This window comes from Pseudomonas sp. B3(2017) (assembly GCF_002113595.1).
GTDB lineage: Bacteria > Pseudomonadota > Gammaproteobacteria > Pseudomonadales > Pseudomonadaceae > Aquipseudomonas > Aquipseudomonas ekonensis.
Genome location: NZ_NEIU01000003.1, coordinates 407,850 through 431,897 on the forward strand (window position 1 = coordinate 407,850; position 24,048 = coordinate 431,897).

25 protein-coding genes are annotated in these 24,048 nt (G+C 64.1%); 7 read left to right on the plus strand and 18 right to left on the minus strand.

Going from position 1 to position 24,048, the window contains the following annotated elements; translation table 11 throughout:
• Nucleotides 1–149: 149 nt before the first annotated feature.
• From CAG33_RS06770 to CAG33_RS06780, 3 genes are all read left to right on the plus strand, one after another.
• Nucleotides 150–1,634, plus strand: coding sequence for an APC family permease (locus CAG33_RS06770; RefSeq protein ID WP_085637434.1), 1,485 nt, complete (start codon nucleotides 150–152; stop codon nucleotides 1,632–1,634).
• A gap of 202 nt (nucleotides 1,635–1,836) precedes the next feature.
• Nucleotides 1,837–2,085 carry a CopG family ribbon-helix-helix protein gene (locus CAG33_RS06775; protein WP_085637437.1) on the plus strand — a complete coding sequence of 83 codons (249 nt, stop codon included), beginning with the start codon at nucleotides 1,837–1,839 and terminating at the stop codon, nucleotides 2,083–2,085.
• Entirely contained in the window at nucleotides 2,063–2,353 is a 291-nt protein-coding gene (locus CAG33_RS06780) for a type II toxin-antitoxin system RelE/ParE family toxin (protein WP_085637440.1), read from the plus strand. The genes CAG33_RS06775 and CAG33_RS06780 overlap by 23 nt, the downstream gene beginning before the upstream one ends.
• 36 nt (nucleotides 2,354–2,389) lie before the next feature.
• Here the strand turns inward: CAG33_RS06780 and CAG33_RS06785 are convergent, their stop codons facing one another.
• Nucleotides 2,390–2,572 carry a hypothetical protein gene (locus tag CAG33_RS06785; RefSeq protein WP_085581272.1) on the minus strand — a complete coding sequence of 61 codons (183 nt, stop codon included), beginning with the start codon at nucleotides 2,570–2,572 and terminating at the stop codon, nucleotides 2,390–2,392.
• A gap of 407 nt (nucleotides 2,573–2,979) precedes the next feature.
• Between CAG33_RS06785 and CAG33_RS06790 the strand changes: the two genes are divergently transcribed.
• Nucleotides 2,980–4,611: a glucan biosynthesis protein D gene (locus CAG33_RS06790; RefSeq protein ID WP_085581270.1), complete on the plus strand. Its 1,632-nt coding sequence runs from the start codon at nucleotides 2,980–2,982 to the stop codon at nucleotides 4,609–4,611.
• Nucleotides 4,612–4,764: 153 nt separating this feature from the next.
• Here CAG33_RS06790 and CAG33_RS06795 read toward each other — a convergent pair whose 3' ends face one another.
• The 4 genes from CAG33_RS06795 to CAG33_RS06810 all read right to left on the minus strand — a co-directional run bounded on the left by CAG33_RS06795 (nucleotide 4,765) and on the right by CAG33_RS06810 (nucleotide 9,067).
• Nucleotides 4,765–5,298 (minus strand): GNAT family N-acetyltransferase, encoded by a 534-nt coding sequence (locus CAG33_RS06795; protein WP_085581268.1) that lies wholly within the window; start codon nucleotides 5,296–5,298, stop codon nucleotides 4,765–4,767.
• Nucleotides 5,299–5,391: 93 nt separating this feature from the next.
• On the minus strand, nucleotides 5,392–6,498 hold the full coding sequence (locus tag CAG33_RS06800) for an NADH:flavin oxidoreductase/NADH oxidase (protein ID WP_085637443.1): 1,107 nt from the start codon (nucleotides 6,496–6,498) through the stop codon (nucleotides 5,392–5,394).
• 263 nt (nucleotides 6,499–6,761) lie between these two features.
• Nucleotides 6,762–8,471: a single-stranded-DNA-specific exonuclease RecJ gene (gene recJ, locus CAG33_RS06805; protein WP_085581264.1), complete on the minus strand. Its 1,710-nt coding sequence runs from the start codon at nucleotides 8,469–8,471 to the stop codon at nucleotides 6,762–6,764.
• Nucleotides 8,472–8,524: 53 nt separating this feature from the next.
• Nucleotides 8,525–9,067 (minus strand): YaeQ family protein, encoded by a 543-nt coding sequence (locus tag CAG33_RS06810; RefSeq protein WP_085581262.1) that lies wholly within the window; start codon nucleotides 9,065–9,067, stop codon nucleotides 8,525–8,527.
• 146 nt (nucleotides 9,068–9,213) lie between these two features.
• Here CAG33_RS06810 and CAG33_RS06815 point away from each other — a divergent pair, with 146 nt between their 5' ends.
• Nucleotides 9,214–10,413, plus strand: coding sequence for a CaiB/BaiF CoA-transferase family protein (locus CAG33_RS06815; protein ID WP_085581260.1), 1,200 nt, complete (start codon nucleotides 9,214–9,216; stop codon nucleotides 10,411–10,413).
• Nucleotides 10,414–10,426: 13 nt separating this feature from the next.
• A complete protein-coding gene (locus CAG33_RS06820) occupies nucleotides 10,427–11,320 on the plus strand; it encodes a TIGR02285 family protein (RefSeq protein WP_085581258.1) in 894 nt (297 codons plus the stop codon).
• A 174-nt stretch (nucleotides 11,321–11,494) separates the two neighbouring features.
• Here the strand turns inward: CAG33_RS06820 and CAG33_RS06825 are convergent, their stop codons facing one another.
• The 13 genes from CAG33_RS06825 to ffh form a co-directional block, all read right to left on the minus strand.
• Nucleotides 11,495–11,776, minus strand: a complete 282-nt coding sequence (locus CAG33_RS06825) for a DUF3509 domain-containing protein (RefSeq protein WP_085581256.1) — start codon at nucleotides 11,774–11,776, stop codon at nucleotides 11,495–11,497.
• Nucleotides 11,777–11,939: 163 nt separating this feature from the next.
• Nucleotides 11,940–12,347 carry a response regulator gene (locus tag CAG33_RS06830; protein WP_085581254.1) on the minus strand — a complete coding sequence of 136 codons (408 nt, stop codon included), beginning with the start codon at nucleotides 12,345–12,347 and terminating at the stop codon, nucleotides 11,940–11,942.
• Nucleotides 12,348–12,466: 119 nt separating this feature from the next.
• Complete coding sequence (locus CAG33_RS06835; protein WP_085637446.1) at nucleotides 12,467–13,834, minus strand: transporter substrate-binding domain-containing protein; 1,368 nt, start codon at nucleotides 13,832–13,834, stop codon at nucleotides 12,467–12,469.
• Between the two features lie 122 nt (nucleotides 13,835–13,956).
• A complete protein-coding gene (gene thrC / locus CAG33_RS06840; protein ID WP_085581249.1) occupies nucleotides 13,957–15,366 on the minus strand; it encodes a threonine synthase in 1,410 nt (469 codons plus the stop codon).
• A 105-nt stretch (nucleotides 15,367–15,471) separates the two neighbouring features.
• The gene (locus CAG33_RS06845) at nucleotides 15,472–16,776 is read right to left on the minus strand and encodes a homoserine dehydrogenase (protein ID WP_085581247.1); all 1,305 of its coding nucleotides are present in this window, start codon (nucleotides 16,774–16,776) and stop codon (nucleotides 15,472–15,474) included.
• A 132-nt stretch (nucleotides 16,777–16,908) separates the two neighbouring features.
• A complete protein-coding gene (gene dsbC, locus CAG33_RS06850) occupies nucleotides 16,909–17,640 on the minus strand; it encodes a bifunctional protein-disulfide isomerase/oxidoreductase DsbC (protein WP_085581245.1) in 732 nt (243 codons plus the stop codon).
• A 280-nt stretch (nucleotides 17,641–17,920) separates the two neighbouring features.
• Nucleotides 17,921–18,817, minus strand: coding sequence for a site-specific tyrosine recombinase XerD (gene xerD, locus CAG33_RS06855; RefSeq protein WP_085581243.1), 897 nt, complete (start codon nucleotides 18,815–18,817; stop codon nucleotides 17,921–17,923).
• A gap of 121 nt (nucleotides 18,818–18,938) precedes the next feature.
• Nucleotides 18,939–19,352 (minus strand): acyl-CoA thioesterase, encoded by a 414-nt coding sequence (locus tag CAG33_RS06860; protein ID WP_085581241.1) that lies wholly within the window; start codon nucleotides 19,350–19,352, stop codon nucleotides 18,939–18,941.
• 90 nt (nucleotides 19,353–19,442) lie between these two features.
• A complete protein-coding gene (gene rplS / locus CAG33_RS06865; protein ID WP_063322826.1) occupies nucleotides 19,443–19,793 on the minus strand; it encodes a 50S ribosomal protein L19 in 351 nt (116 codons plus the stop codon).
• 45 nt (nucleotides 19,794–19,838) lie between these two features.
• Complete coding sequence (gene trmD / locus CAG33_RS06870) at nucleotides 19,839–20,591, minus strand: tRNA (guanosine(37)-N1)-methyltransferase TrmD (protein WP_085581239.1); 753 nt, start codon at nucleotides 20,589–20,591, stop codon at nucleotides 19,839–19,841.
• Nucleotides 20,592–20,594: 3 nt separating this feature from the next.
• Entirely contained in the window at nucleotides 20,595–21,131 is a 537-nt protein-coding gene (gene rimM / locus CAG33_RS06875) for a ribosome maturation factor RimM (protein ID WP_085581237.1), read from the minus strand.
• Nucleotides 21,132–21,136: 5 nt separating this feature from the next.
• A complete protein-coding gene (gene rpsP / locus CAG33_RS06880; protein WP_085581235.1) occupies nucleotides 21,137–21,388 on the minus strand; it encodes a 30S ribosomal protein S16 in 252 nt (83 codons plus the stop codon).
• A 250-nt stretch (nucleotides 21,389–21,638) separates the two neighbouring features.
• A complete protein-coding gene (gene ffh, locus CAG33_RS06885; protein ID WP_085581233.1) occupies nucleotides 21,639–23,015 on the minus strand; it encodes a signal recognition particle protein in 1,377 nt (458 codons plus the stop codon).
• A 211-nt stretch (nucleotides 23,016–23,226) separates the two neighbouring features.
• Here ffh and CAG33_RS06890 point away from each other — a divergent pair, with 211 nt between their 5' ends.
• On the plus strand, nucleotides 23,227–24,039 hold the full coding sequence (locus tag CAG33_RS06890; protein WP_085581231.1) for an inner membrane protein YpjD: 813 nt from the start codon (nucleotides 23,227–23,229) through the stop codon (nucleotides 24,037–24,039).
• Nucleotides 24,040–24,048: the final 9 nt, after the last annotated feature.

Sequence of the window (24,048 nt, forward strand, 5' to 3'; positions counted from 1 at the left end):
CTGCTGGCGATGACGGCGCCACGGTTTCAACGCACCACCTGACTTCACCGCAACACCCAAAACAATAACCACCGATCCGGGCGGCGCCTGCACGGCCCCGCCACGGCTTCGGCCATCCGGAATCTGCCGATCCTGCGGAGCGAACACCCATGAGCGCGTCACCCGATCTCTCCACCGCCATCGCCGACAGCGATGCCGAACAGCTGCGTCAGCTGGGCTACACCTCCAATTTCAAACGCAGCATGAGCCTGTGGGAAAACTTCGCCCTGGGCTTCACCTACCTGTCGCCGGTCGTCGGCGTGTACACCTTGTTCGGCCTGTGCCTGGCGGCCGGCGGGCCGCCGATGTTCTGGGCCTACCTGCTGGTGGGCTGCGGCCAGTTGCTGGTGTGCCTGATCTTCGGCGAGGTGGTCTCGCAGTTCCCGATCTCCGGCGGCGTCTACCCGTGGGCCCGGCGCCTGGTGGGCAAGAAATGGGCGTGGATGGTCGGCTGGATCTACTCCATCGCCCTGTGCGTGACCATCGCGGCGGTGGCGGTGGGCGCCGGCCCTTACCTGGCGGCCATGATGGGCTTCGAGCCGAGCAACAACACCAACATCGTGATCGCCCTGGCGCTGACGCTGTTCGCCACGCTGGTCAACCTCAGCGGCACCAAGGCCCTGGCGCGCATCGCCATGTTCGGCTTCCTCTGCGAACTGGTCGGCGCGGTGATCGTCGGCGTGTACCTGCTGATCTTCGAACGCCACCAGCCGCTCGGCGTGCTGTTCGACACGTTCGCCATCAGCGTCGACGGCTCCTACCTGCCGGCCTTCCTCACCGCCTCGCTGGCGGGGATGTTCCTCTACTACGGCTTCGAGGCCTGCGGCGACGTCGCCGAAGAGACGCCGAACCCGAGCAAGCGGATCCCGGTGGCCATGCGCATGACCATCTACATCGGCGGCATCGCGGCGATGTTCGCCTGCCTTGCGCTGATCCTCGCCGTGCCGGACATGCAGGCGGTGATCAACGGCACCGACAAGGACCCGGTCACCACCATCCTCAACAACGCCTTCGGCCCGGTGGGCTCGAAAGTGGTGATGGGCGTGGTGATGATTTCCTTCATCTCCTGCGTCATCAGCCTGCAAGCGGCGGCGAGCCGTCTGCTGTATTCCTACGCCCGTGACGAGATGGTGATCGGCAGCCGACTGCTGAAACGGATTTCTCCCACGACCCAGGTTCCGGTGGCGGCGCTGTTCGTGTCCGGCGTCCTGCCCGGCCTGATCATCGCCTTGGGTTTCTTCCTGCAAGACGCCGTGGCCACCATCGTCAGCTTCGCCGCCATCGGCATCTACTTGGCGTTCCAGATGATCGTGCTGGCGGCGCTGTACGCGCGGACCAAAGGCTGGAAGCCGAGCGGCAAGTTCACCCTCGGCGCCTGGGGCTGGCCGGTGAACATCGGCGCGCTGGTGTACGGCGTCGGCGCCATCGTCAACATGGCCTGGCCGCGCACGCCGGACGCGGCGTGGTACATCAACTACGCGATGGTGCTCAGCACCGCCATCGTGGTGGGGTTGGGCCTGCTGTACATGTGGATGGGCAAGCCGTACGACCACGGCAAGGCACCGGCCGGGGATGCGTGGAAGGTGGGGCGCTGAAGTCAATCGCCCCGTAGCGATGGAGGCTGCGGGGCGGTCTTTCGGGACGAATCATTTTTCGCAACACAATCCGGCACGCTGAGACGGCAACGGCCGCTACAGTTTCGTCAGCCGTCGAACGCTTGCCCGGTTGACGCTGGCACCACTTCTGCCAAGGGTGTCTACGTTGTTGAAAGCGTATACAGATCAGGAGAGCCGCCCCATGGCTTCGCCAGTTTTATCCTTCCGTGTCGAAGCGTTGCTTGCCCAACAACTGGATCAGTTGGCCGCCGCCACTGACCGGGACCGTCAATACCACCTCAAGCGCGCGCTGGCCCGATATGTGGAGGCCGAATCCTGGCACCTGCAAGCCATCAGCGAGGGAATCGCCGATGCCGATGCGGGCAATCTCACCGACCTGGATGCCGTGAAGGCTAAGTGGGCAAAGCATGCTGAACGTCGCACTGACTGAACGGGCTGAAAACGATCTCGATGTGGTCCACGAGTACGACCAAAGGCAGTCAGGCGCCAATGCGGCGTTTGCAGCAGTGGACGCAATACTTCAATCCCTTGACCGGTTGAGCCGGTTCCCTGGTTCAGGCAGACCGTCCGTCTTGCCTGATATCCGCGAACTGGTGGTGAGCCGGTATCCCTTCGTAGCGCCTTACCGGTTCGTGCAAGGCCAGGTACAGGTGCTGCGCATTCTGCACCAACGCACAGAACGCCCACAGGACTGGTGAACCCGCCGCGCCGGGCGCGGCGGGTTGCCTTGCCGCTCAAAACCGCGAAACGCTGCGCATCGCGTCCACCAAGTAGCGCATTGCGATCCGGTCGCTTTCCGACAGCTCGCGGTAGCGCTCCACCAGTTTCAGTTCCTCGGAGCTGAGCCTGCGCCTTCGCCGGCTGCCCAGGCAGGGAAAGATGCCCAACATTTCGGTGATGCCTTGTGCTTTTGCCATGGACGATGTCCTTCTCCAATACGTCAAAGAATTTCCTGAAAACCGCATCGCCCTGCTCCCTTCAGGAGCGATCTGAGCCCCCGCCGGCCCGACGGATCGTGGCCGGCCATGCCCCTAGGATAGAAATTTAATCGGCGCTGGAAAGCGGTTTTTAGAGTAATTAATCGAAAAAAGCAGAAATGCCCTCTAAATCAGAAAACCCTGTCGGATAAATTAACCGTAACGTCTTGTTTCATTGAGACGCTAGCGCCGTGCTATCAACGAATTTTGCAATTCAAGCGAACGGTTTAAGCTAGCGCGCATCTGTTTATAGTCCGCAGCGTTTGGCCGAAGGCTTGTCCGAACCCTCATCTCTGATCCAGCACGTGCCAGGAAAGGCGCGGGATTGCCCACGACAGGTTGTACTTATGCACCGCAGGAATTTGCTCAAAGCGTCCATGGCCATTGCGGCCTACACCGGCCTTTCCGCCAGCGGCCTGTTGGCTGCCCGCGCCTGGGCCGCCAGCGGCAGCGGCGCCGCCGACGGCGAGGCCCAGGCCTTCGATTTCGAGACGCTCAAACGTCAGGCCAAGCAACTGGCCAGCAGCGCCTACCAGGACACCAAGCAAGTGCTGCCGCCGACCCTGGCGACCATGACCCCGCAGAACTTCAACGCCATCCGCTACGACGGCGAGCATTCTTTGTGGAAGGACAACAAGGGCCAGCTCGACGTGCAGTTCTTCCACGTCGGCATGGGTTTCCGTCAACCGGTGCGCATGTACAGCGTCGACACCAAGACCCGCATGGCCCGCGAGGTGCACTTCCGGCCGTCGCTGTTCAACTACGAGAACACCTCGGTCGACACCCAGCAGCTCAAGGGCGACCTGGGCTTCGCCGGCTTCAAGCTGTTCAAGGCGCCGGAGCTGGACCGCCACGACGTGGTGTCGTTCCTCGGCGCCAGCTACTTCCGCGCGGTGGACGCCACCGGCCAATACGGCCTGTCGGCCCGAGGCCTGGCCATCGACACCTACGCCAAGAAGCGCGAAGAATTCCCTGACTTCACCAAATTCTGGTTCGAGACCCCTGACCAGAACGCCACCCGTTTCGTGGTCTACGCCCTGCTCGATTCGCCGAGCGCCACCGGCGCCTACCGCTTCGACATCGATTGCCAGGCCGAGCGCGTGGTGATGGAGGTCGACGCCCACGTCAACGCCCGCACCGCCATCGACCAACTGGGCATTGCGCCGATGACCAGCATGTTCAGCTGCGGCACCCACGAGCGGCGCATGTGCGACACCATCCACCCGCAGATCCACGACTCGGATCGCCTGGCCATGTGGCGCGGCAACGGCGAATGGATCTGCCGTCCGCTGAACAACCCGGCGACCCTGCAGTTCAACGCGTTCTCCGACAAGGATCCGAAAGGCTTCGGCCTGGTGCAGACCGACCACGAGTTCGCCAACTACCAGGACACCGTGGACTGGTACAGCCGTCGCCCGAGCCTGTGGGTCGAGCCGACGACCCCTTGGGGCGAAGGCTCGGTCGATCTGCTGGAGATCCCGACCACCGGCGAGACCATGGACAACATCGTGGCCTTCTGGACACCGAAGAAACCGGTGGCCGCCGGCGACTCGCTGAACTACGGCTACAAGCTCTACTGGAGCGCCCTGCCGCCGGTCGGCACGCCGCTGGCGCGGGTGCACGCCACCCGTTCCGGCATGGGCGGCTTCACCGAGGGCTGGGCCCCGGGCGAGCATTACCCTGAGGTCTGGGCCCGCCGCTTCGCCGTGGACTTCACCGGCGGCGGCCTGGAGCGCCTGCCACAGGGCACCGGGATCGAACCGGTGGTGACCTGCTCCAACGGCAAGGTGCAGGACTTCAGCGTGCTGGCGCTGGACGACATCAAGGGCTACCGGATCCTGTTCGACTGGTACCCGACCAACGACAGCGTGGATCCGGTGGAACTGCGCCTGTTCATCCGCACCAACGACCGCACGCTGAGCGAGACCTGGCTGTACCAGTACTTCCCGCCGGCGCCGGACAAGCGCAAGTACACCTGAGGCTTTGCGGCGCCCTGACGGGCGCCATCGCCAGCAGGCTGGCTCCCACAGGGTTTGCGGTGACCGCAGATTCGGTATTCACCCCGGTTCCTTGTGGGAGCCAGCCTGCTGGCGAAGAGGCCTTTGCGTCCGACATCATCGCCGGCAGCCGACTCAGTCCAGCGGGCGATACAGGTGAATGTCCAGCGGCTCAAGCTCGAACAGTTCAGGATCCGGCCGCTTCACCAGCCGACACCCCTGGCGCAGATAGAACTCCACGGTATTGCGCGACTCGGTGGCCGACACGTACAGCGCCTGCGCCCCCGTTTCCCGCCCTTGCCCGCAAGCCAGGGCAAACAGCCGCGACCCCAGCCCGCGCCCCCGCCAACCATGGCTGATGTGCAGGAACTTCAACTGGCGCATGCGCAAGTCCCCGTTGCGGATGACCCGGTTATCCACAACCACCGCCGCCACCAGCACCTGCCCGTCGAACACCCCGTAGAACCAGCCGCCGCGCCTGAAGCATTCCGTCAGCGTCACGGCATCGCGCTGCGCCTCGCCCTCCGGCCAGCCGCGCATGTCGTAGTGCACCGGGTACAGCACCAGTTCGCCGTTCTCCAGGCGATAGCACTGTTCGATCAGTTCGGTGCGGTCGATCAGCGCCAGCAGCGGCAGATCGTCTTCGGTCAAGGCGCGTTCGTTCAGCATGCGGGGCTCAATCCTTTGTGTTCACGTTTCGGCAGGCCAGAAAAAACCCGCCGTACCTGCGGCGGGTCTTTATAGGCCGGAGCGAACCGGCGATCAATCCCGCAGGTCAGACTCGTGGATCGGCTGGTCGCGGTGCGTCGCGCGCTGGTACTGCGCCGGCCAGGTCGCCTTGCGCCCGCCCAGGTCGTCGTCGGCGTGCAGCGGCCAGTACGGGTCGCGCAGCAATTCGCGGGCGAGGAAGATGATGTCGGCCTGACAGGTGCGCAGGATGTGCTCGGCCTGGGCCGGTTCGGTGATCATGCCCACGGTGCCTGTGGATATCCCCGACTCCTTACGCACCCGTTCGGCAAACCGGGTCTGGTAGCCGGGCCCCACGGGGATCTCGGCGTTCGCGGCGGTGCCGCCCGACGACACATCGACCAGATCAGCGCCCAGGGCCTTGAGGCGCCGCGCCAGCTCCACGGTTTCGTCCGGGTTCCAGCCGTCCTCCACCCAATCGGTGGCCGACACCCGAACGAACACCGGCAACTCTTGCGGCCACACCGCCCGCACGGCCTCGGTGACTTGCAGCACCAGGCGGATACGGTTCTCGAACGAGCCACCGTACTGATCCCGGCGCTGGTTGCTCAACGGCGACAGGAACTGATGCAACAGATAGCCGTGGGCGGCATGCACTTCGGCCACCTTGAACCCCGCCGCCAACGCTCGTTTGGCCGCCGCGACGAAGGCCTGGACGACCTCGGCGATCTGCCCTTCATCGAGCTGCCGGGGCTGGGTGTGCTGCGGGTCGAACGCGATCGGCGACGGCCCCACCGGCGTCCAGCCGCCGTCCGCCGGCTTGACACTGCCGTGCTTGCCCAGCCACGGGCGGAAGGTGCTGGCCTTGCGCCCGGCATGGGCCAGCTGAATGCCGGCCACGGCGCCCTGGGCGGTGATGAACCGGGTGATGCGTTGCAGGGGTTCGATCTGCTCGTCGTTCCACAGGCCGAGGTCCTGCGCGGTGATCCGGCCGTCGGCGGTGACGGCCGTGGCTTCGGTGAACACCAGGCCGGCGCCGCCCACCGCACGGCTGCCGAGGTGCACCAGGTGCCAGTCGTTGGCCAGGCCGTCGACGCTGGAGTACTGGCACATCGGCGACACGGCAATGCGGTTGGGCAAGGTCAGTTGGCGAAGGGTAAAGGGCTCAAGCAGCAGACTCATGGGGCACCTCTCAATTCAGTGGGCAGGCTCCAGGGTTCTGTTTGAAAAGTCGACGAGTGACAGGAAAGGATGCAGCACCCGCCCCCGCGGGCAAAAAACTCGACAAGACGTCACAAGGCCAATCAAGCAGTGTTTAGAGCCTAGACGACATCCGGGGAGGATGGCGGAGTTGCGAGCGATTCGGTGCCGCCCCGCCCGGCCGCCGCTCCCACAACCCTGTGCACGGCACGGTTGCTGTGGGAGCCAGCCTGCTGGCGCTGGGCTTAACGCGGTTCGATGTGGGCGATCATCAGTTGCACGGTCTCATTGCCGCGGAACTCGTTGAGGTCGAGCTTGTAGGCCAGTTCCACCCACTTGATGGTCGGGTTCGGCCAGATGTCACGGTCAATGCCGAACGCGATGCCGTCCAGCTTCACCGAACCGCATTCGCTCTTGAGCACCACCTTGAGGTGCCGCTCGCCGACCACCCGCTGCTCGACCAACTGGAACACGCCATGGAACAGCGGCTCCGGGAAGTGCTGCCCCCAGGGGCCTGCATGGCGCAAGGCGCGGGCCAGCTCCAGATGGAACTCCTCCACCGCCAGCGTGCCGTCCGACAGCAGGCGCCCGGTGAGGTCCTCTTCACGGAGCTGTCGGCGCACCTCCGCGTCGAACGCTTCGGCGAACAGCGGAAAGTGCTCCTGCGGCAAGGTCAGGCCCGCCGCCATCGCGTGGCCGCCGTACTTGGTGATCAAGTGCGGATGCTGCGCCGCCACCACGCTCAGGGCATCGCGGATGTGAAAGCCCTGCACCGAACGGCCCGAGCCCTTGAGCAGACCGTCGCCGGCATCGGCGAAGGCGATGGTCGGGCGGTGATAGCGCTCCTTCATCCGCGAGGCGAGGATGCCGATCACCCCTTGGTGCCATTCCGGGTCGAACAGGCACAGGCCGAACGGCATCGACTCCACCGGCAGGTCCTTGAGCTGGGCCATGGCTTCGCGCTGCATGCCCTGCTCGATGGACTTGCGATCCTGGTTCATGCCGTCCAACTGCGCGGCCATTTCCCGGGCCAGCGCGGCGTCCTGGGTCAGCAGGCACTCGATGCCCAGGCTCATGTCGTCCAGTCGGCCGGCCGCGTTGAGGCGCGGGCCGACGATGAAGCCAAGGTCCGTGGAGGTGATGCGCGACGCATCGCGCTTGGCCACTTCCAGGATCGCCTTGATCCCCGGCCGCGCGCGCCCGACGCGGATCCGCTCCAGCCCCTGGTGCACCAGGATCCGGTTGTTGGCGTCCAGCGGCACCACGTCGGCGACGCTGCCCAGCGCCACCAGATCCAGCAGTTCGCCGATGTTCGGCTGCGGCTGGCTGTCGTAGCGGCCGAGGCTGCGCAGGCGTGCGCGCAAGGCCATCAGCACATAGAAAATCACCCCGACCCCGGCCAGCGCCTTGCTCGGGAATTCGCAGCCGGGCTGGTTCGGGTTGACCAGCGCGTCGGCCTGCGGCAGCTCGTCGCCGGGCAAGTGGTGATCGGTGATCAGCACCTTGAACCCGGCCCGCTTCGCCGCCGCCACGCCGTCGACGCTGGAGATGCCGTTGTCCACCGTGATCAGCAGGTGCGGCTCGCGGGTCTTGGCCACCTCGACGATTTCCGGGGTCAGGCCGTAGCCGTAGTCGAAACGGTTCGGCACCAGGTAATCCACATGGGCCGCCCCCAACAGACGAAGGCCCAGCACGCCCACGGTGCTGGCGGTCGCGCCGTCGGCGTCGAAGTCGCCGACGATCAGGATCCGCTGCCGAAGGTCCAGCGCCGTCACCAGCAGATCCACCGCCGCATCGATGCCCTTGAGCTGCTGGAACGGAATCAGCCGCGCCAGGCTCTTGTCCAGTTCCGACTCGGACTGCACGCCCCGCGCCGCGTACAGACGGGTCAGCAGCGGCGGCAGATCACCGAGAAAAGGCAGGGTTTCAGGCAACGGGCGAGGTTCGATACGCATGGGGTGACAGCTGTTTCTCTTGAATGTGTGGGAAATTGCGAACCGGTAAGGCCTCAGCCGCGGTCGCCGAGCAGCCAGGTCAGCTGGACTTCGTGCTGACCGCGGTCGTCGGTCACGAACACCGTGCCCTCGCTGATCATCACGTCCCACTTGATCGCACGCGGCATGTCGGTGGCCAGGGCTTCCAGCGCCTCCTGCGGCACGGCGGCGATGTTGACGTTCTTCAGCGTCTTGACCGCCGGCACCACCTTGCCTTCCCACACGCGCAGGCTGCCGTAGGCCAGCAGGCTGGTGCGTTCGGTGCGGCGCGAGCACCAGGTCAGGCGCTCGGCGTCTGGCTGGCCGACTTCGATCCAGTGCAGGATGCGGTCGTCCAGGCTCTTTTCCCACAGCGCAGCTTCATCCACGTCCGACAGACCACGGCCGAACGACAGGTTCTCGTTGTACCAGAGGGCGTAGGCCAACAGCCGAACGGCCATGCGTTCCTCGGTTTCCGAAGGGTGACGGGCGATGGTCTGCTTCACGCTCTCGTAGACGTTGCGGTCGAGGTCGGTGAGGTTCAGTTCGAATTTGTAGGTGGTGGACGGCTGGGCCATGGACGGGCTTCTTGAGACGTGGAAAGTCGGCCAGTCTAACCGATGCCGCAGGCAATCCACGAATTGATGGCGATCAACCTTGCGCGTCTGACGGCCGGCTATGTTAAAACGCTGTATCCGCCACGCCTTGTCCTACAGGATTCAGCATGCCGTTCTCCAGCAAACCGCTCAGCGGTCTGAAAGTCATCGAGTTGGGTACATTGATTGCCGGCCCCTTTGCCTCGCGCATCTGCGGCGAGTTCGGCGCCGACGTGATCAAGGTCGAATCGCCGGACGGCGGCGATCCGCTGCGCAAGTGGCGCAAGCTGTATGAAGGCACGTCGCTGTGGTGGTTCGTCCAGGCGCGCAACAAGCAGTCCCTGACCCTGAACCTCAAGCACCCGGACGGCCTGGCGATCCTCAAGCAGCTGCTGGGCGAGGCCGACATCCTGATCGAGAACTTCCGTCCCGGTGTGCTGGAAAAACTCGGCCTGGGCTGGGACACCCTGCACGCGCTCAACCCCAAACTGGTGATGGTGCGTCTGTCCGGCTTCGGCCAGACCGGCCCCATGAAGGATCAGCCGGGGTTCGGCGCGGTGGGCGAGTCCATGGGCGGCCTGCGCTACATCACAGGTTTCGAGGATCGGCCGCCGGTGCGCACCGGCATCTCCATCGGCGACTCGATCGCGGCCTTGTGGGGCGTGATCGGCGCCCTGATGGCCCTGCGTCACCGCGAGGTCAACGGCGGCCTCGGCCAGGTGGTCGATGTGGCGCTGTACGAGGCGATCTTCGCCATGATGGAAAGCATGGTGCCGGAATTCGACGTGTTCGGCTTCATCCGCGAGCGCACCGGCAACATCATGCCCGGCATCACCCCCTCCTCGATCCACACCAGCGCCGACGGCAAGCATGTGCAGATCGGCGCCAACGGCGATGCGATCTTCAAGCGCTTCATGCAGATCATCGGCCGCGACGACCTGGCCGACGACCCGACGCTGGCCAGCAACGACGGCCGCGACAGCCGCCGCGACGAGCTGTACGGCGTGATCGACCGCTGGGTCAATTCACTGCCGCTGGCCCTGGTGCTGGAGAAGCTGAACGAGGCCGAGGTTCCCGCCAGCCGCATCTTCAGCGCCGAAGACATGTTCAGCGATCCGCAGTACCTGGCCCGGGAAATGTTCCTGCAGGCCCGCCTGCCGGACGGCAAGCCTTTCAAGATGCCGGGCATCGTGCCGAAACTGTCTGAAACGCCCGGCACCGCCGAATGGGTCGGGCCGCAGTTGGGTGAACACAACGCACAGGTGCTCAAGGGTCTTGGCTACGACGACGAACGGATCGCCCGGCTGCGCGAAGACGGAGCCATTTAAGCTGAAGCCCCGGATGAACCGAACGCACAACCGCGCCCGCCACTGGTGGACGTGGCGGTTGTTCGGCCTGCTTTTCCTGCTGGCGCTCCCGGCGTGGGCCCAGGCCAAACCCACGTTGATCTGGCTGTTGCGCGACCTGCCGCCGCTGACCATCTTCGAAGGCCCGAAGAAGGGCCAGGGCGTGATCGATCAATTGATGCCGATGCTGATCGCCGGCATGCCGCAGTACGAACACACGCTGATGCGGGTCAACCGCGCCCGCGGCCTGCAGATGCTGCATGAGCACCCCTTCGCGTGCGACCCCTCGATGCTCTGGAACAAGGAGCGGGCACAGTGGATCGCCTTCTCCATACCGGCCGTCCGGGCGGTCAGCAACGGTCTGGTGGTTCGGCGCCGGGACCGCGAGGTGCTGACGCCGTTCCTGGCCGACGGCGCAGTCGACCTGACGGCACTGCTGGCCAGCGGCGAGAGGAAGGTCGGCGTGGTGGCCGAGCGCAGCTATGGCGATTACCTCGACACCCTGCTGCGGCAGGCTCCGGCCAATGCCCTGACCCCGCATTACGGCAACGATGCCGTGAGCAGCCTGCTGTCCATGCAGCGCCTGGGCCGGTTGCAGGTGGTACTGGGCTACTGGCCGGAAATCCGCTACCAGGCCCGCCAGGCCGACATCGACGAAGACGAACTGCTGTTCTTTCCGATCCTCGGCGCGGACAAGTACCTGTCGAGCCACGTCGGTTGCACCGACACCACCCAGGGCCGGCAGGCGATCGCCGAGATCGACCAGTTGCTGCGAACCCTCCCCCATGAGCACCTGAACCGGTTGTACGCCGACTGGCTGGATCCTGACAGGCGCGAAGACTACCTGGAGCAGGCACGGCTGTTCTTCCGGCAGCAGTCGGCACCCTGAACGGCGGGCAAAAAGAAACCCCGAGAAGTGGGGAGCCATCTCGGGGTCAAACGTGGCCTTCAACAAAGCCTCGTGACAGCAGGCGACAAGCACCGGAGCACAATGCTTGATCCTGCTGACATGGGGTCTGACTGACAGGAACGCAGGAAGGTTCCCACAAAATTGCCTAGGCGCTCAGATCGCCGGAGGACGAACCTCGCCAGCATTGCGCAAGGCTGCGATGACGCAGGGCTCCAGCCGCCCTTCGGCGATCAGCAGGTCGCGGTGCAGGCCGTCGACGACGTCCGTGAGCTGGCGCCTGTCGCCCAACTGAGCCCGGTTGAATCCGCGCTTCAGCACGACGGTGCCCTCGGGGTTCTGCAGCGTCACCTGGCAATCGCCGTTCTGACCGCTCGGCGTTACCGTCACCTGATAGGGGCTCAGCGCCTCGCCCAGCAAAAGACTGATACTTTCCATATGGATCTCCACTCGTTCGTCCGGCAGCGAAGTGCCTTGGGCGTGTACACCGTGAATGACCCGCGATCCGGGAAGAAAGTTCTGCCGGCAGAACCTCCGGACCTGCGCATCGTCAATGCATCAGAGCATGCGCGGCGAAGATGACAGGAACATAACCGCCCGCTCAGGCGCTCGCCGATTGCCTTGCCGTTTGGAGGTAACGGTCCAGCAGCCCCCGCATCAGCACCGCCGACACCGGCGACTGCAACCGCCCCAACAAGACGAGTTCGTGGGCCTTGAACAGCGCGTCGAGGTCCGCCGACAGGCTCGGCGCGACATTGCCCAGCTGTATCAGCCCCCGCGCCCGCTTCTCGACCGCGAGGTGGCGGATCAGCGCCAGGCCGTCGCCGCCCTTGAGCTGCGGATCGCAGATGGCGATGTCGACCGGGCCCCGACACTTGAGCGAACGGAGCGCCGAGGCGAGCGACGGTGCCGTCAGCACATCGTAGATGCCGACGGCGTTGAGCATCTGGTGCAGGGCCATCAACCGGAAAGGATTGTGTTCGAGTATCAGGATCTTGAGTGCGCGCATGGACGACCTCCGGGCAACAATCGCGGACTCTCACCGCATGTGCCGTCCACTCTAGGGCAGCCCCCCTTCAGACGCCCATCAGAAAAGTGGTCGCGTTTTATAGGACGTTTCCTAGTTTTTCACGGGCATCCCGACCCGCCCTCCGCCTTGCGCTGGTTGATGTCTGTCCAACCGCCCACAAGGCCTCGCAACTGGCCATCGACGCCGTAGAACGGCACAGTCCATTGATAGATGTCCCTCAGACCGCCCTTGAACAGCAGCCGGCGTTTGCTGAAGCGGGTCTTGCGCGACCCCATCTGCGCCATGAATTCGTCATGCAGCATCCGGGCGGTGGATTCCGGCAAGGTGTCCACGTCGATCAGCCGGCGCCCCTGCACCCGGTCGAATCGGGTCGACAGGCTCTCCTCGTAGCTCTTGTTGCACATGACCAGGCGCCCTTCCGGATCCCGCACGAACACCGGATCGGGCATGGCATCGATCAAGGCCCGCTGAAAGGCCAGTTGATCGCCCAGATGCCGCTCGACGTCCCGGCGCTGCCGGATCACAGCGCTCAGCCGGCGGTTCCAGACCATCGACAGCACACCGAAAACGCCTACGAAGAACATGAGCCAGCATCCCCACCAACTGAGCGGATAGCAGAAGCCGGACTTGGGCGGCGGCGCGATTCCGCCCAGCCACCTCAGGCGGATGGCCCGCAGCTCTTGGGCGGGAAAGGCCTCCAGGGCCTTGTTGAGAATACCGCGCAGCTCGGGCTGGCCTTTGCGCAACGCCAAGTGATCCGCCTCCCAGCGTCCCTCGACGACGCCGCCCACCTTGAGCAGCCCCGACGGGTACAGTTGGGCGCCGATCTCGTTCTCGATGGTGGCATGCGCCTCTCCACTCTCCACCAGCGCCCGGGCTTCGGCGTAGGTCTTGACCGAGCGTACCCGGATGGCCGGATACTCCCGGCGGATCGCCTCCTCCAGGGCATGCCGGGCGGGCAACACCAGCACCCGGCCGGCCAACTCCTCCAGCGATGTGAGCAGCGGCGCGCCGGCCTTTCCGACAAACACCCAGCCCGCCCCGCCGAAGGCATGGCTGAAATCCAGGAACGCCTTGCGCTCGTCGTTCATCGCCAGTGTCGTGCTGATGTCCGCCGCGCCGCTTTTCAGCCGCTCCAGCATCTGCTCGGTGGAAAACGATTCGCGATGGACGAACACCAGTCCGGTCATCGCGCCGATGCGCTGGAGCACATCGTTGTTCAAGCCGCTCCAGTGACCGTGCTCGTCCTGGAACAGGTACAGCGGGTACTGCACCGACGCGACCGCCACTTCGGGATGATCGCGGATCCACTGGCGCTCGGCGGGGTCCAGTTCAAGGGCGGCGGTCGGCGGAGCATCCCCCTCGTGCATGGCCAGCTGCGCCGCCTTCCCTTCCTGGCACCCGGCCAGCAGCGCCATCAGGCACAGGCTGCCGAGCGCCGACATCATTTTTCTGTAGAACAGCATTGCCACTTCCTTCGTGATCGACTCACCCGTCCTTTGCTGGGGCGAAAACCCGGGCAGTGTGGCACGCAGGAATGAAAAAGCCCGTCATCGGACGGGCTTCAAAATGTGACAGCTTTTCGGGCCTACAGCGGCTTGCCGCGGTTGCCATGCTGGCTGACAAAGGCCTGCACGGATTTCAGCTCGTTCGGCAGGACGGTGCAGCGCTCTTCTCTTTCAAACAAATCAGAAAGATGTGCAGGCAGTTCGAGAGCTTTTCCTACACCGGCTTTTTCCACCGCATCCGGGAACTTCACCGGGTGCGCCGTGCCCAGGATCACCATCGGAATGTCCAGGCTGCGGCGGCATTCCCGCGCGGCCTTGACGCCGATGGCGGTGTGCGGGTCCAGCACTTCGCCGGTCTGCTCGAACACTTGCGCGATGGTCTCGCAGGTCTGCGCATCGTCCACCGCCAGCGAATCGAACAGTTTGCGCGCCTCGGTCCAGCGTTCCTGTTCAACGCTGAAACCACCGCCCTGCTTGAACGCATCCATCAGGCCGGCGATCGCGGCGCCGTTGCGACCGTGCAGGTCGAACAGCAGGCGTTCGAAGTTCGACGACACCATGATGTCCATCGACGGCGACAGCGTGGCGTGCAGGGTTTCCTTGACGTACTGGTTGCCGCTCATGAAGCGGTGCAGGATGTCGTTGCGGTTGGTGGCGACGATCAGCTGGTTGATCGGCAGGCCCATGTTGCGCGCCAGGTAACCGGCGAAGATGTCGCCGAAGTTGCCGGTCGGCACCGAGAACGACACCGAACGCGCCGGTCCGCCCAACTGCAGGGCCGCGTGGAAGTAGTAGACGATCTGGGCCATGATCCGCGCCCAGTTGATCGAGTTCACCGCCACCAGGCGCGTGCCCTTGAGGAAGCCCTGGTCGGCGAAGCTGGCCTTGACCATCTCCTGGCAGTCGTCGAAGTTGCCTTCGATGGCGATGTTGTGGATGTTGTCGCCCAGGATCGTGGTCATCTGCCGGCGCTGCACTTCGGACACGCGGTTGTGCGGGTGCAGGATGAAGATGTCGACGTTCTCGCAGCGCTTGCAGCCTTCGATGGCGGCCGAACCAGTGTCGCCGGAGGTGGCGCCGACGATCACCACGCGCTCGCCGCGCTTTTGCAGCACGTGATCGAGCAGGCGGCCGAGCAGTTGCAGGGCGAAGTCCTTGAAGGCCAGGGTCGGGCCGTGGAACAGCTCCATCACCCACTCGTTGCCGTTCAGCTGACGCAGCGGCGCGACGGCGCTGTGGGCGAACGCACCGTAGGTCTCTTCGAGGATCTTCTTGAAATCGGCGTCGGCGATGCTGCCGGTGACGAACGGCCGCATGACGCGGAAAGCCAGCTCGTGGTACGGCAGGCCGGCCCAGGAAGCGATTTCCTCCTGGGTGAAGCGTGGCAGGTTTTCCGGGACGTACAGGCCGCCGTCGGTGGCGAGGCCGGCCAGCAGGACGTCTTCGAAATTCAGGGCCGGTGCCTGGCCGCGGGTACTTATATAACGCATGTTTTCAAACCTTCGGTTTGAGCCGCGAGTTTCAAGCTGCAAGCAACAAGGAAAAGCCGAACTGCCTTTGACTTGCCGCTTGCGACTTGCCGCTTGCCGCTGCTGTTAATTCAGGGATTCGACACGGATCCGCACGACCGGACCGACCACGCCCGCCAGGGCTTCGAGGGCGGCGATCGCATCGTTGATGCGCTGCTCCAGCACGCGGTGGGTCAGCAGGATCATCGGCACCAGGCCATCGTGTTCCTCGGCCTCTTTCTGCATGATCGACTCGATGTTGATGCCGCGCTCCGACAGGATGCTCGCCACCTGGGCCAGCACGCCCGGATGGTCCTTGGCCTGGATGCGCAGGTAGTACGCACTTTCGCAGGCTTCGATCGGCAGGATCGGATGGGCCGACAGCGAGTCCGGCTGGAAGGCCAGGTGCGGCACGCGGTTTTCCGGGTCGGAGGTCATGGCGCGGACCACGTCCACCAAATCGGCGATCACCGACGAAGCGGTCGGCTCCATGCCGGCGCCGGCGCCGTAGAACAGGGTCGAGCCGGCGGCGTCGCCGTTGACCATCACCGCGTTCATCACGCCGTTGACGTTGGCGATCAGGCGGTCGGCCGGAATCAGCGTCGGGTGGACGCGCAATTCGATGCCGGCCGCGGTGCTGCGCGCCACGCCCAGGTGCTTGATGCGGTAGCCCAGCGCTTCGGCGTAGTTCACGTCGGCGGTGGTCAGCTTGGTGATGCCCTCGGTGTACGCTTTGTCGAACTGCAGCGGAACGCCGAACGCGATGGACGCCAGGATCGTCAGCTTGTGCGCTGCGTCGATGCCTTCGACGTCGAAGGTCGGATCGGCTTCGGCGTAGCCCAGCGCCTGGGCCTCGGCCAGCACGTCTTCGAAGGTGCGACCCTTCTCGCGCATTTCGGTGAGGATGAAGTTGCCGGTGCCGTTGATGATCCCGGCGACCCAGTTGATACGGTTGGCGGAAAGGCCTTCACGGATCGCCTTGATCACCGGAATGCCACCGGCTACCGCCGCTTCAAATGCCACGATCACGCCTTTCTCGCGTGCCTTGGCGAAAATTTCATTACCGTGAACGGCAATCAGAGCCTTGTTCGCGGTGACCACATGCTTGCCATTCTCGATGGCCTTGAGTACCAGCTCGCGGGCAACGGTGTAGCCGCCCATCAGCTCTATGACGATGTCGATCTCAGGGTTCGTGGCCACTTCGAAGACATCGTTGGTAATCGCAATACCGGTCGTCTGGAACTGAGGCTTTGGCGTGCGCATGGCAATTTGTGCCACTTCGATCCCACGCCCGGCACGACGAGCGATTTCCTCGGCGTTGCGCTGAAGTACGTTGAAGGTTCCGCCACCGACGGTCCCTAACCCACAGATGCCTACTTTGACCGGTTTCACTGTGAACTCCCCATGAAACGGCCGACGCGAGGCCGGCCGTGAAAACAACCGCGCAATCGCGGCTCTCTGTTGACGGCCCGGCCATGTCGCCGCCGGGCCACGCTCGTCACGGCGAACCGTGACGATGCGGACTTATTTCGCGCCCAGCGCCAGTTTGGCGACTTGCGGCGCAGGCTGGTAGCCCGGAATGACCTGTCCGTCGGCCAATACGATGGCCGGTGTGCCGTTCACGCCGATCGACTGACCGAGGGCGAACTGCTTGGAGACCGGGTTATCGCACTTGGCGGCCTTGATCTCCTTGCCGTCGACCATCTTGTCCATGGCCGACTTCTTGTCCTTGGAGCACCACACCGCCTGCAGCTGCTCATCGCCCGGCGAGCCCAGGCCCTGGCGCGGGAACGCCACGTAGCGCACTTCGATGCCGCGCTTGTTCAGCTCCGGTACTTCGGCGTGCAGCTTGTGGCAGTACGGGCAGGTGGTGTCGGTGAACACGGTGATGTGCGACTTGGTCTCGCCCACGGCCGGGTAGACCACGGTTTCGGCCACAGGGATCGCGTTGATCAGCTTGGAGATGCCCAGGCGCTCGGTCTTCTCGGTCAGGTTGACCGGCTTGCCGTCCTTGAGCTGGAACATGTAGCCCTGGACGATGTACTGGCCGTCGGCGCTGGCGTACAGCACGCGGCTGCCCTTGAGCTTGACCTCGTACAGGCCGGGCAGCGGGCTGGCGCTGATGGTGTCGACCGGCACGTCGAGCTGGAGGTTTTCCAGGCTTTGGCGAATGGCTTTCTCCGCCGCATCGTCGGCGACGGCAAAGGTGCTGGCCAACGCGAGGGCGGCGGCCGCGAAAATCTGGGTCAGACGCATGGGAACTCCTGAAGGCGGACAGATGGAACGGCCAGAACGCCCGTGCCGCGGCACCGGGTCATAACCGTTCATCGTACAAACCGCCAAAGCCTAACACATAAGGCCTCCGTGGCCGAATGCGCCTGTCGCAAGACGTCGGCCCGACCCGAAACCTGTGGCTTGGACAGCGACGGTGTCGACTGCACCGACGCCTTCGCGGGCAAGCCCGCTCCCACAGTGTCTGCGGCGCGCGCGCTGTGGGAGCCAGCCTGCTGGCGATGACGACCGCAGAAGGCCCCGGTCAACCCCGCGGGTGGTGCTTGGCGTGCAGGTCTTGCAGCCGCGCGCGGGCGACGTGGGTGTAGATCTGGGTCGTGGACAGGTCGCTGTGGCCGAGCAGCATCTGCACCACCCGCAGGTCCGCGCCGTGGTTGAGCAGATGGGTGGCGAAGGCGTGGCGCAGGGTGTGCGGCGACAGCGACTTGCCGATCCCGGCGACCTGGGCCTGGTGCTTGATCCGGTGCCAGAAGGTCTGGCGCGTCATCTGTTCGCCGCGCTGGCTGGGGAACAGCACGTCGCTGGGGCGCCCGCCGAGCAAGTCGTTGCGGCCGTCGCGCAGGTAGCGCTCGACCCAGACGATGGCCTCCTCGCCCATCGGCACCAGACGCTCCTTGCTGCCCTTGCCCATCACCCGCAGCACACCCTGGCGCAGGTTGACCTGTTCCAGCGTCAGGCTGACCAGCTCGGTCACCCGCAAACCGCAGGCGTAGAGCACCTCCAGCATGGCGCGGTCGCGCTGGCCGATGGGTTCGCTCAAGTCCGGAGCGGCCAGCAGCGCCTCGACGTCGGCCTCCGACAGCGACTTGGGCAACGGCCTGCCCAATTGCGGCATGTCGACCCGCAGGGTCGGATCCACCGCGATCAGTTTCTCCCGCAGCAGATAACGGTAGAACCCCCGCACGCCGGAGAGAAAGCGCGCGGTGGAGCGAGGCTTGTAGTTCTGCTCCAGGCGCCAGGCCAGGTGATCGAGGATCAGCTCGCGACCGGCGTCGATCAGCTCCAGGCGCTGCTCCTGCAACCAACCGTTGAACAGCGCCAAATCGCTGCGGTACGCATCGCGGGTGTTGTCGGACAGGCCTTTTTCCAGCCACAGGGCGTCGAGGAATTGGTCAATCAGCGGATGGTCGATGGCTGGCATGGTGCGCGCAAATAAAGAGTGGTCGTCAAAAATGGCCGCTAGTCTTTCATAGCCCGCCCCTTCAAGGAACCGTCAAGCCCATGAACGGGCAGCGAAACGGGCAACCGCCGAGCCAGTCGGCTCAGTCGGCAAACCCCGGCAGCACCGGCACCGGCCGCTTGTCATCATCGATGGCGACAAAACTGAATTGGCCATGGATCGCCTTCTCCCGGCTGTCGCAGCTCATGCTTTCGACAAACACCTCCACCTCGACCTTGAGGCTGGTGTTGCCGACCTTGACCACACGACCCACCAGCTCGACGATGGAGCCGGCCGGGATGGCATGGTTGAAGTCGATGCGGTCGGTGGACACGGTCACCAGCGGCAGGCGGCAGAACCGGGTGGCGGCGATGAACGACACCTCGTCCATCCAGGCCAGGGCGGTGCCGCCGAACAGGGTGTTGTGGTGGTTGGTGGTCGGCGGGAAGACCGCCTTGGTCACGCGGGTCACGGAAAGCTCTGTGCGGCGTTCGATTTCTTGCTGGCGGGAAGTCATGGGTACGGCCTGGGATTGCGGGGTTGTGGATAAACGACAGGCAACAAAAAAGCAGCCCGTAGGCTGCTTTTTTCTGCATCGGAGACTGGATTAAGCCAGTTTTTCCTTGATGCGGGCTGCTTTACCCGACAGGTCGCGCAGGTAGTACAGCTTGGCTTTACGTACGTCACCGCGACGCTTGACAGCCATGCTGTCGATCTGCGGGGAGTAGGTCTGGAAAGTACGCTCTACGCCAACACCGTTGGAGATTTTGCGAACGGTGAACGCACTGTTCACGCCGCGGTTACGCTTGGCGATGACAACGCCTTCGAACGCCTGCAGACGGGAACGGTCGCCTTCCTTCACTTTAACCTGAACGACAACGGTGTCGCCCGGTGCAAAGGTAGGGATCTCTTTGGTCATCTGCTCTGCTTCGAGTGCAAGGATGATTTTGTTGGTCATGCTGTGCTCCTAAGGTAAATCGTCGGATCTACCATCGATACGTTGTTAACTATCGTCCCGCTCGCGGATGTATTCCTCGAGCAGCTTCTTCTCTTCTCCAGAAAGCGAGCGGCTTTCCAGAAGATCGGCGCGTCGTTCATAGGTCCGACCAAGGGACTGCTGCAAACGCCAACGCCGGATGTGCGCGTGATTGCCACTCAGCAACACGTCGGGAACACGCTGATCCGCATACACCTCCGGTCGGGTGTAGTGCGGGCAATCCAGCAGACCATCCGCAAAGGAATCCTCCTCGGCGGAATCCGCATGCCCTAAAGCTCCGGGCAGCAGTCGTGTAACCGCGTCGATCAGCACCATGGCCGGCAGCTCGCCGCCAGACAGTACATAGTCACCGATCGACCACTCTTCATCGACATGAGCTTCAATGAAACGCTCGTCGATGCCTTCGTAACGGCCGGCAATCAGGATCAATGCATCCTCTTTCGCCAGCTCGCGAACCGCCGGCTGAGTCAGCTGACGGCCTTGCGGAGACAGGTAAATCACCTTCGCCGCTTCCCCTGCCGCTGCCTTGGCCTGAACCAGGGCGTCTTCCAGGGGCTTGATCTTCATCACCATGCCCGGACCACCGCCAAACGGGCGATCGTCCACAGTGTGATGCCGATCCGTCGTGTAATCCCGCGGATTCCAGCAGGTCAGCTGCAACAGCTCCTGCTTGACCGCACGACTGGTGATGCCGTACTCACTGATGGCCGAGAACATCTCGGGGAACAACGTGATGACTTCTACGCGCAGGCTCGCCATCGCTTAGAAATCCGCGTCCCATTCCACCCTCATCACGCCTGCCTCAAGGTCGATGGCCAGCACGCATTGCTCCGTATAGGGCAACAACCGCTCGCGATCATCCAGGCTGCCTGCGCAGGGCTTGACCACCATTACATCGTTCGCGCCGGTCTCCAACAGGTGATCAACCTTGCCGAACAGCTGTTCGTCCTGGTTGATGACCTTCAGACCCACCAACTGGTACCAGTAGTACTCGTCGGCAGTCAGGTCGGGCAAAAGGCTTCGCGGGATGCAAATCTCGTAACCGCTCAGAAGACGGGCTTCATCACGATCGTCGAGGCCTTTGAGCTTGGCGACCAGATCCTTTTGAGTGGAACGGCCACTGACCAGCTCGACCTGTTTGACCACGCCTTCGCGCCGAAGCGTCCAGTTGCGGTAACCCAACAGGTTTTCAATCGGATCGGTAAAGGAAAAGACCTTCACCTCGCCGCGAACGCCGTGAACCGAAAAAATCTTGCCGACGACGATCAGGTCGTCCGCTTTTTCTGGCGTCGCGTTCATATTGCTCAGGCTGCTGCCTTGGCTTTTTCCTTCAGCAACTGAGCAACGCGCTCAGATGGCTGTGCGCCAACGCTCAGCCAGTAGTTCAGGCGTTCTTCGTTTACGGACAGACGAACTTCCTGACCACGGGCAACAGGGTTGAAGAAACCAACCTGCTCTTTGTGGGAACCGTCGCGCGGGTTGCGGCTGTCGGTTACGGTCAGGTGGTAAAACGGGCGCTTTTTGGAGCCGCCAAGGGCAAGACGGATTGTTAGCATGTGAACATCGTTCCTGTAGTCGGTGCTGCAAATCTAAATGCACAGCGGGCATGGGTGCCCGAAAGGCCGCATATTCTAAGGAATATCCGGACTTTTGCAAATGACTTTTTCCGGCGCCTGTGGCATGCCGTGCAGATTTGCGGTAGAGCCGTCGTTGAAAACGGCCGGTCGGCTCCCGCCGTATGCGGGTTTGCCGTGGATCCCGCGTCCTTGCGGGTTCAGCGCCGGTGCGACGACCGGCGCGGATTCTTCAGAGCTTGGGCATGCCGCCGCCGGGCATCATGCCGCCCAGGCCGCGCATCATTTTCGCCATCCCGCCCTTGGCGGAGAACTTCTTCATCATCTTCTGCATCTGCTTGTGCTGCTTGATCAAGCGGCCGATGTCCTGCACCTGGGTGCCGGAACCCAAGGCGATCCGGCGCTTGCGCGAGCCGCTGATCAGCTCGGGGTCGCGACGCTCGGCCGGGGTCATGGAGTTGATGATGGCCTCCATCTGCTTGAACTGCTTCTCCGCCGCGTTCTGGGCGTTGCCCATCTGCGACAGGTTCACGCCGCCGATGTTCGGCAGCTTGTCCATGAGCCCGCCGAGGCCGCCCATGTTCTTCATCTGTTGCAGCTGGTCGCGGAAGTCTTCGAGGTCGAAGCCCTTGCCCTTCTTCAGCTTCTTGGCCAGCTTGTCGGCCTTTTCCTTGTCGAGGGTCTGCTCGGCCTGCTCGATCAGGCTGAGCACGTCGCCCATGCCGAGGATCCGCGAGGCGATCCGCTCAGGATGGAACGGCTCGAGCGCTTCGCTCTTCTCGCCCATGCCGATGAACTTGATCGGCTTGCCGGTGATCGAGCGCACCGACAGCGCGGCGCCGCCCCGGGCGTCACCGTCGACCTTGGTCAGGATCACGCCGGTCAGCGGCAGCGCATCGCCGAAGGCCTTGGCCGTGTTGGCGGCGTCCTGGCCGGTCATGGCGTCGACCACGAACAGGGTCTCCACCGGCTTGACCGAGGCGTGCAGCGCCTTGATCTCGACCATCATCTCTTCGTCGATGTGCAGGCGGCCGGCGGTGTCGACGATGACCACGTCGATGTACTTGAGCTTCGCTTCCTTAATAGCCGCCTGGGCGATGTCGACCGGCTTCTGGCTCAGGTCGGACGGGAAGAACGTCACGCCGATGTCGTTGGCCAGGGTTTCCAGCTGCTTGATCGCGGCCGGGCGGTAGACGTCCGCCGACACGACCATCACCGACTTCTTCTTGCGCTCCTTGAGGAAGCGCGCCAGCTTGCCGGCGGTCGTGGTCTTGCCGGCGCCCTGCAGGCCGGCCATCAGCACCACGGCCGGCGGCACCGCGCTCAGGTTCAGGTCTTCGTTGGCCGCGCCCATCAGGCTTTCGAGCTCGGCCTGGACGATCTTCACGAACGCCTGGCCCGGCGTCAGGCTGCGCGACACCTCGGTGCCGACGGCGCGTTCCTTGACCGAATTGACGAAGTCCTTGACCACCGGCAGGGCGACGTCGGCTTCGAGCAACGCCATGCGCACTTCGCGCAGGGTGTCTTTGATGTTGTCCTCGGTCAGCTTCGCCTTGCCGGTGACATGGCGCAGCGTCTGCGAGAGACGGTCGGTTAGGTTTTCAAACATTGCGCGATCCTTTCAGGCCCTGTGTAGACCGGGATAATGGCGGCCCGAACCGGAATCAAACAGGTGGCCGGCGAGCCTGCGGCGTGGGCAGGCGGCGGATTATAGCGAAGACTGCGGCCGGCGGACACCTCGCCGTCGGGTCATGCGGTCTTTCGTGCCGTGGCCGATCTATGCCACACTCAGCGCCTTTCGGGCTTGCCTAACAGGACTTATGCTCCCCTTGTCACCCAGTTTGCTGACTACCCTCGCCGCCGCCCTTCTGTACGCCGCTGCGACCCTTTATCAGGGCACCCGCCTGGCCACCGGCGCCAAGGCCGACAAGCGCCGGCTGGTCACGCTCGGCGTGCTGGCCGTGCTGGCCCACGGCGCCAGCCTGCTCGCCCACCTGCTGACCCCGGTCGGCCTGGCCCTGGACTTCTTCAGCGCCTCGAGCCTGATCGCCGCCGCCGTCATCGCCCTGACCCTGCTGGCCTGCTCGCGGATCCCGGTGGAGAACCTGCTGGTGCTGCTGTTCCCCCTCGGCGCCGTCACGGTGCTGCTGGCCCAGTTCGCCCCGACCGGTACGGTGCAGGTGATCGACGAAGAGCCAGGCATCCTGGCCCACATCCTGCTGTCGATCCTCGCCTATGGCATGTTCACCATCGCGGTGTTCCAGGCCTTGCTGCTGCTGGTGCAGGACCATCAGCTCAAGCACAAGCACCCGTCCGGGCTGATCCGCAACTTCCCGCCGCTGCAGACCATGGAAAGCCTGCTGTTCGGCTTCCTGTGGGCCGGTTGGACGCTGCTGTCGCTGTCGCTGATCTCCGGCTGGCTGTTCGTCGAGAACCTGTTCGCCCAGCACCTGGTGCACAAGACTCTGCTGGCTTGCCTGGCCTGGATCGTGTTCAGCGTGCTGCTGTGGGGCCGCAACCGCCTGGGCTGGCGCGGCCACAAGGCGATCCGCTGGACCCTGGCCGGTTTCTGCCTGCTGATGCTTGCGTACTTCGGCAGCAAACTGGTCCGCGAATACATCCTGCACATCTGACGGGCGACA

Excerpts from the sequence above, each read along its gene's own strand:
- ffh (WP_085581233.1), bottom strand. The coding sequence starts at position 23,015 with ATGTTTGAAAACCTAACCGACCGTCTCTCGCAGACGCTGCGCCATGTC.
- CAG33_RS06815 (WP_085581260.1), top strand. The coding sequence starts at position 9,214 with ATGCCGTTCTCCAGCAAACCGCTCAGCGGTCTGAAAGTCATCGAGTTG.
- CAG33_RS06825 (WP_085581256.1), bottom strand. The coding sequence starts at position 11,776 with ATGGAAAGTATCAGTCTTTTGCTGGGCGAGGCGCTGAGCCCCTATCAG.
- thrC (WP_085581249.1), bottom strand. The coding sequence starts at position 15,366 with ATGCGTTATATAAGTACCCGCGGCCAGGCACCGGCCCTGAATTTCGAA.
- xerD (WP_085581243.1), bottom strand. The coding sequence starts at position 18,817 with ATGCCAGCCATCGACCATCCGCTGATTGACCAATTCCTCGACGCCCTG.
- CAG33_RS06820 (WP_085581258.1), top strand. The coding sequence starts at position 10,427 with ATGAACCGAACGCACAACCGCGCCCGCCACTGGTGGACGTGGCGGTTG.
- CAG33_RS06810 (WP_085581262.1), bottom strand. The coding sequence starts at position 9,067 with ATGGCCCAGCCGTCCACCACCTACAAATTCGAACTGAACCTCACCGAC.
- CAG33_RS06775 (WP_085637437.1), top strand. The coding sequence starts at position 1,837 with ATGGCTTCGCCAGTTTTATCCTTCCGTGTCGAAGCGTTGCTTGCCCAA.
- CAG33_RS06790 (WP_085581270.1), top strand. The coding sequence starts at position 2,980 with ATGCACCGCAGGAATTTGCTCAAAGCGTCCATGGCCATTGCGGCCTAC.
- dsbC (WP_085581245.1), bottom strand. The coding sequence starts at position 17,640 with ATGCGTCTGACCCAGATTTTCGCGGCCGCCGCCCTCGCGTTGGCCAGC.
- CAG33_RS06835 (WP_085637446.1), bottom strand. The coding sequence starts at position 13,834 with ATGCTGTTCTACAGAAAAATGATGTCGGCGCTCGGCAGCCTGTGCCTG.
- rimM (WP_085581237.1), bottom strand. The coding sequence starts at position 21,131 with ATGAACGCGACGCCAGAAAAAGCGGACGACCTGATCGTCGTCGGCAAG.
- CAG33_RS06860 (WP_085581241.1), bottom strand. The coding sequence starts at position 19,352 with ATGACTTCCCGCCAGCAAGAAATCGAACGCCGCACAGAGCTTTCCGTG.
- CAG33_RS06780 (WP_085637440.1), top strand. The coding sequence starts at position 2,063 with ATGCTGAACGTCGCACTGACTGAACGGGCTGAAAACGATCTCGATGTG.
- CAG33_RS06800 (WP_085637443.1), bottom strand. The coding sequence starts at position 6,498 with ATGAGTCTGCTGCTTGAGCCCTTTACCCTTCGCCAACTGACCTTGCCC.
- trmD (WP_085581239.1), bottom strand. The coding sequence starts at position 20,591 with ATGGCGAGCCTGCGCGTAGAAGTCATCACGTTGTTCCCCGAGATGTTC.
- CAG33_RS06795 (WP_085581268.1), bottom strand. The coding sequence starts at position 5,298 with ATGCTGAACGAACGCGCCTTGACCGAAGACGATCTGCCGCTGCTGGCG.
- recJ (WP_085581264.1), bottom strand. The coding sequence starts at position 8,471 with ATGCGTATCGAACCTCGCCCGTTGCCTGAAACCCTGCCTTTTCTCGGT.
- CAG33_RS06890 (WP_085581231.1), top strand. The coding sequence starts at position 23,227 with ATGCTCCCCTTGTCACCCAGTTTGCTGACTACCCTCGCCGCCGCCCTT.
- CAG33_RS06770 (WP_085637434.1), top strand. The coding sequence starts at position 150 with ATGAGCGCGTCACCCGATCTCTCCACCGCCATCGCCGACAGCGATGCC.
- rplS (WP_063322826.1), bottom strand. The coding sequence starts at position 19,793 with ATGACCAACAAAATCATCCTTGCACTCGAAGCAGAGCAGATGACCAAA.
- CAG33_RS06830 (WP_085581254.1), bottom strand. The coding sequence starts at position 12,347 with ATGCGCGCACTCAAGATCCTGATACTCGAACACAATCCTTTCCGGTTG.
- rpsP (WP_085581235.1), bottom strand. The coding sequence starts at position 21,388 with ATGCTAACAATCCGTCTTGCCCTTGGCGGCTCCAAAAAGCGCCCGTTT.
- CAG33_RS06785 (WP_085581272.1), bottom strand. The coding sequence starts at position 2,572 with ATGGCAAAAGCACAAGGCATCACCGAAATGTTGGGCATCTTTCCCTGC.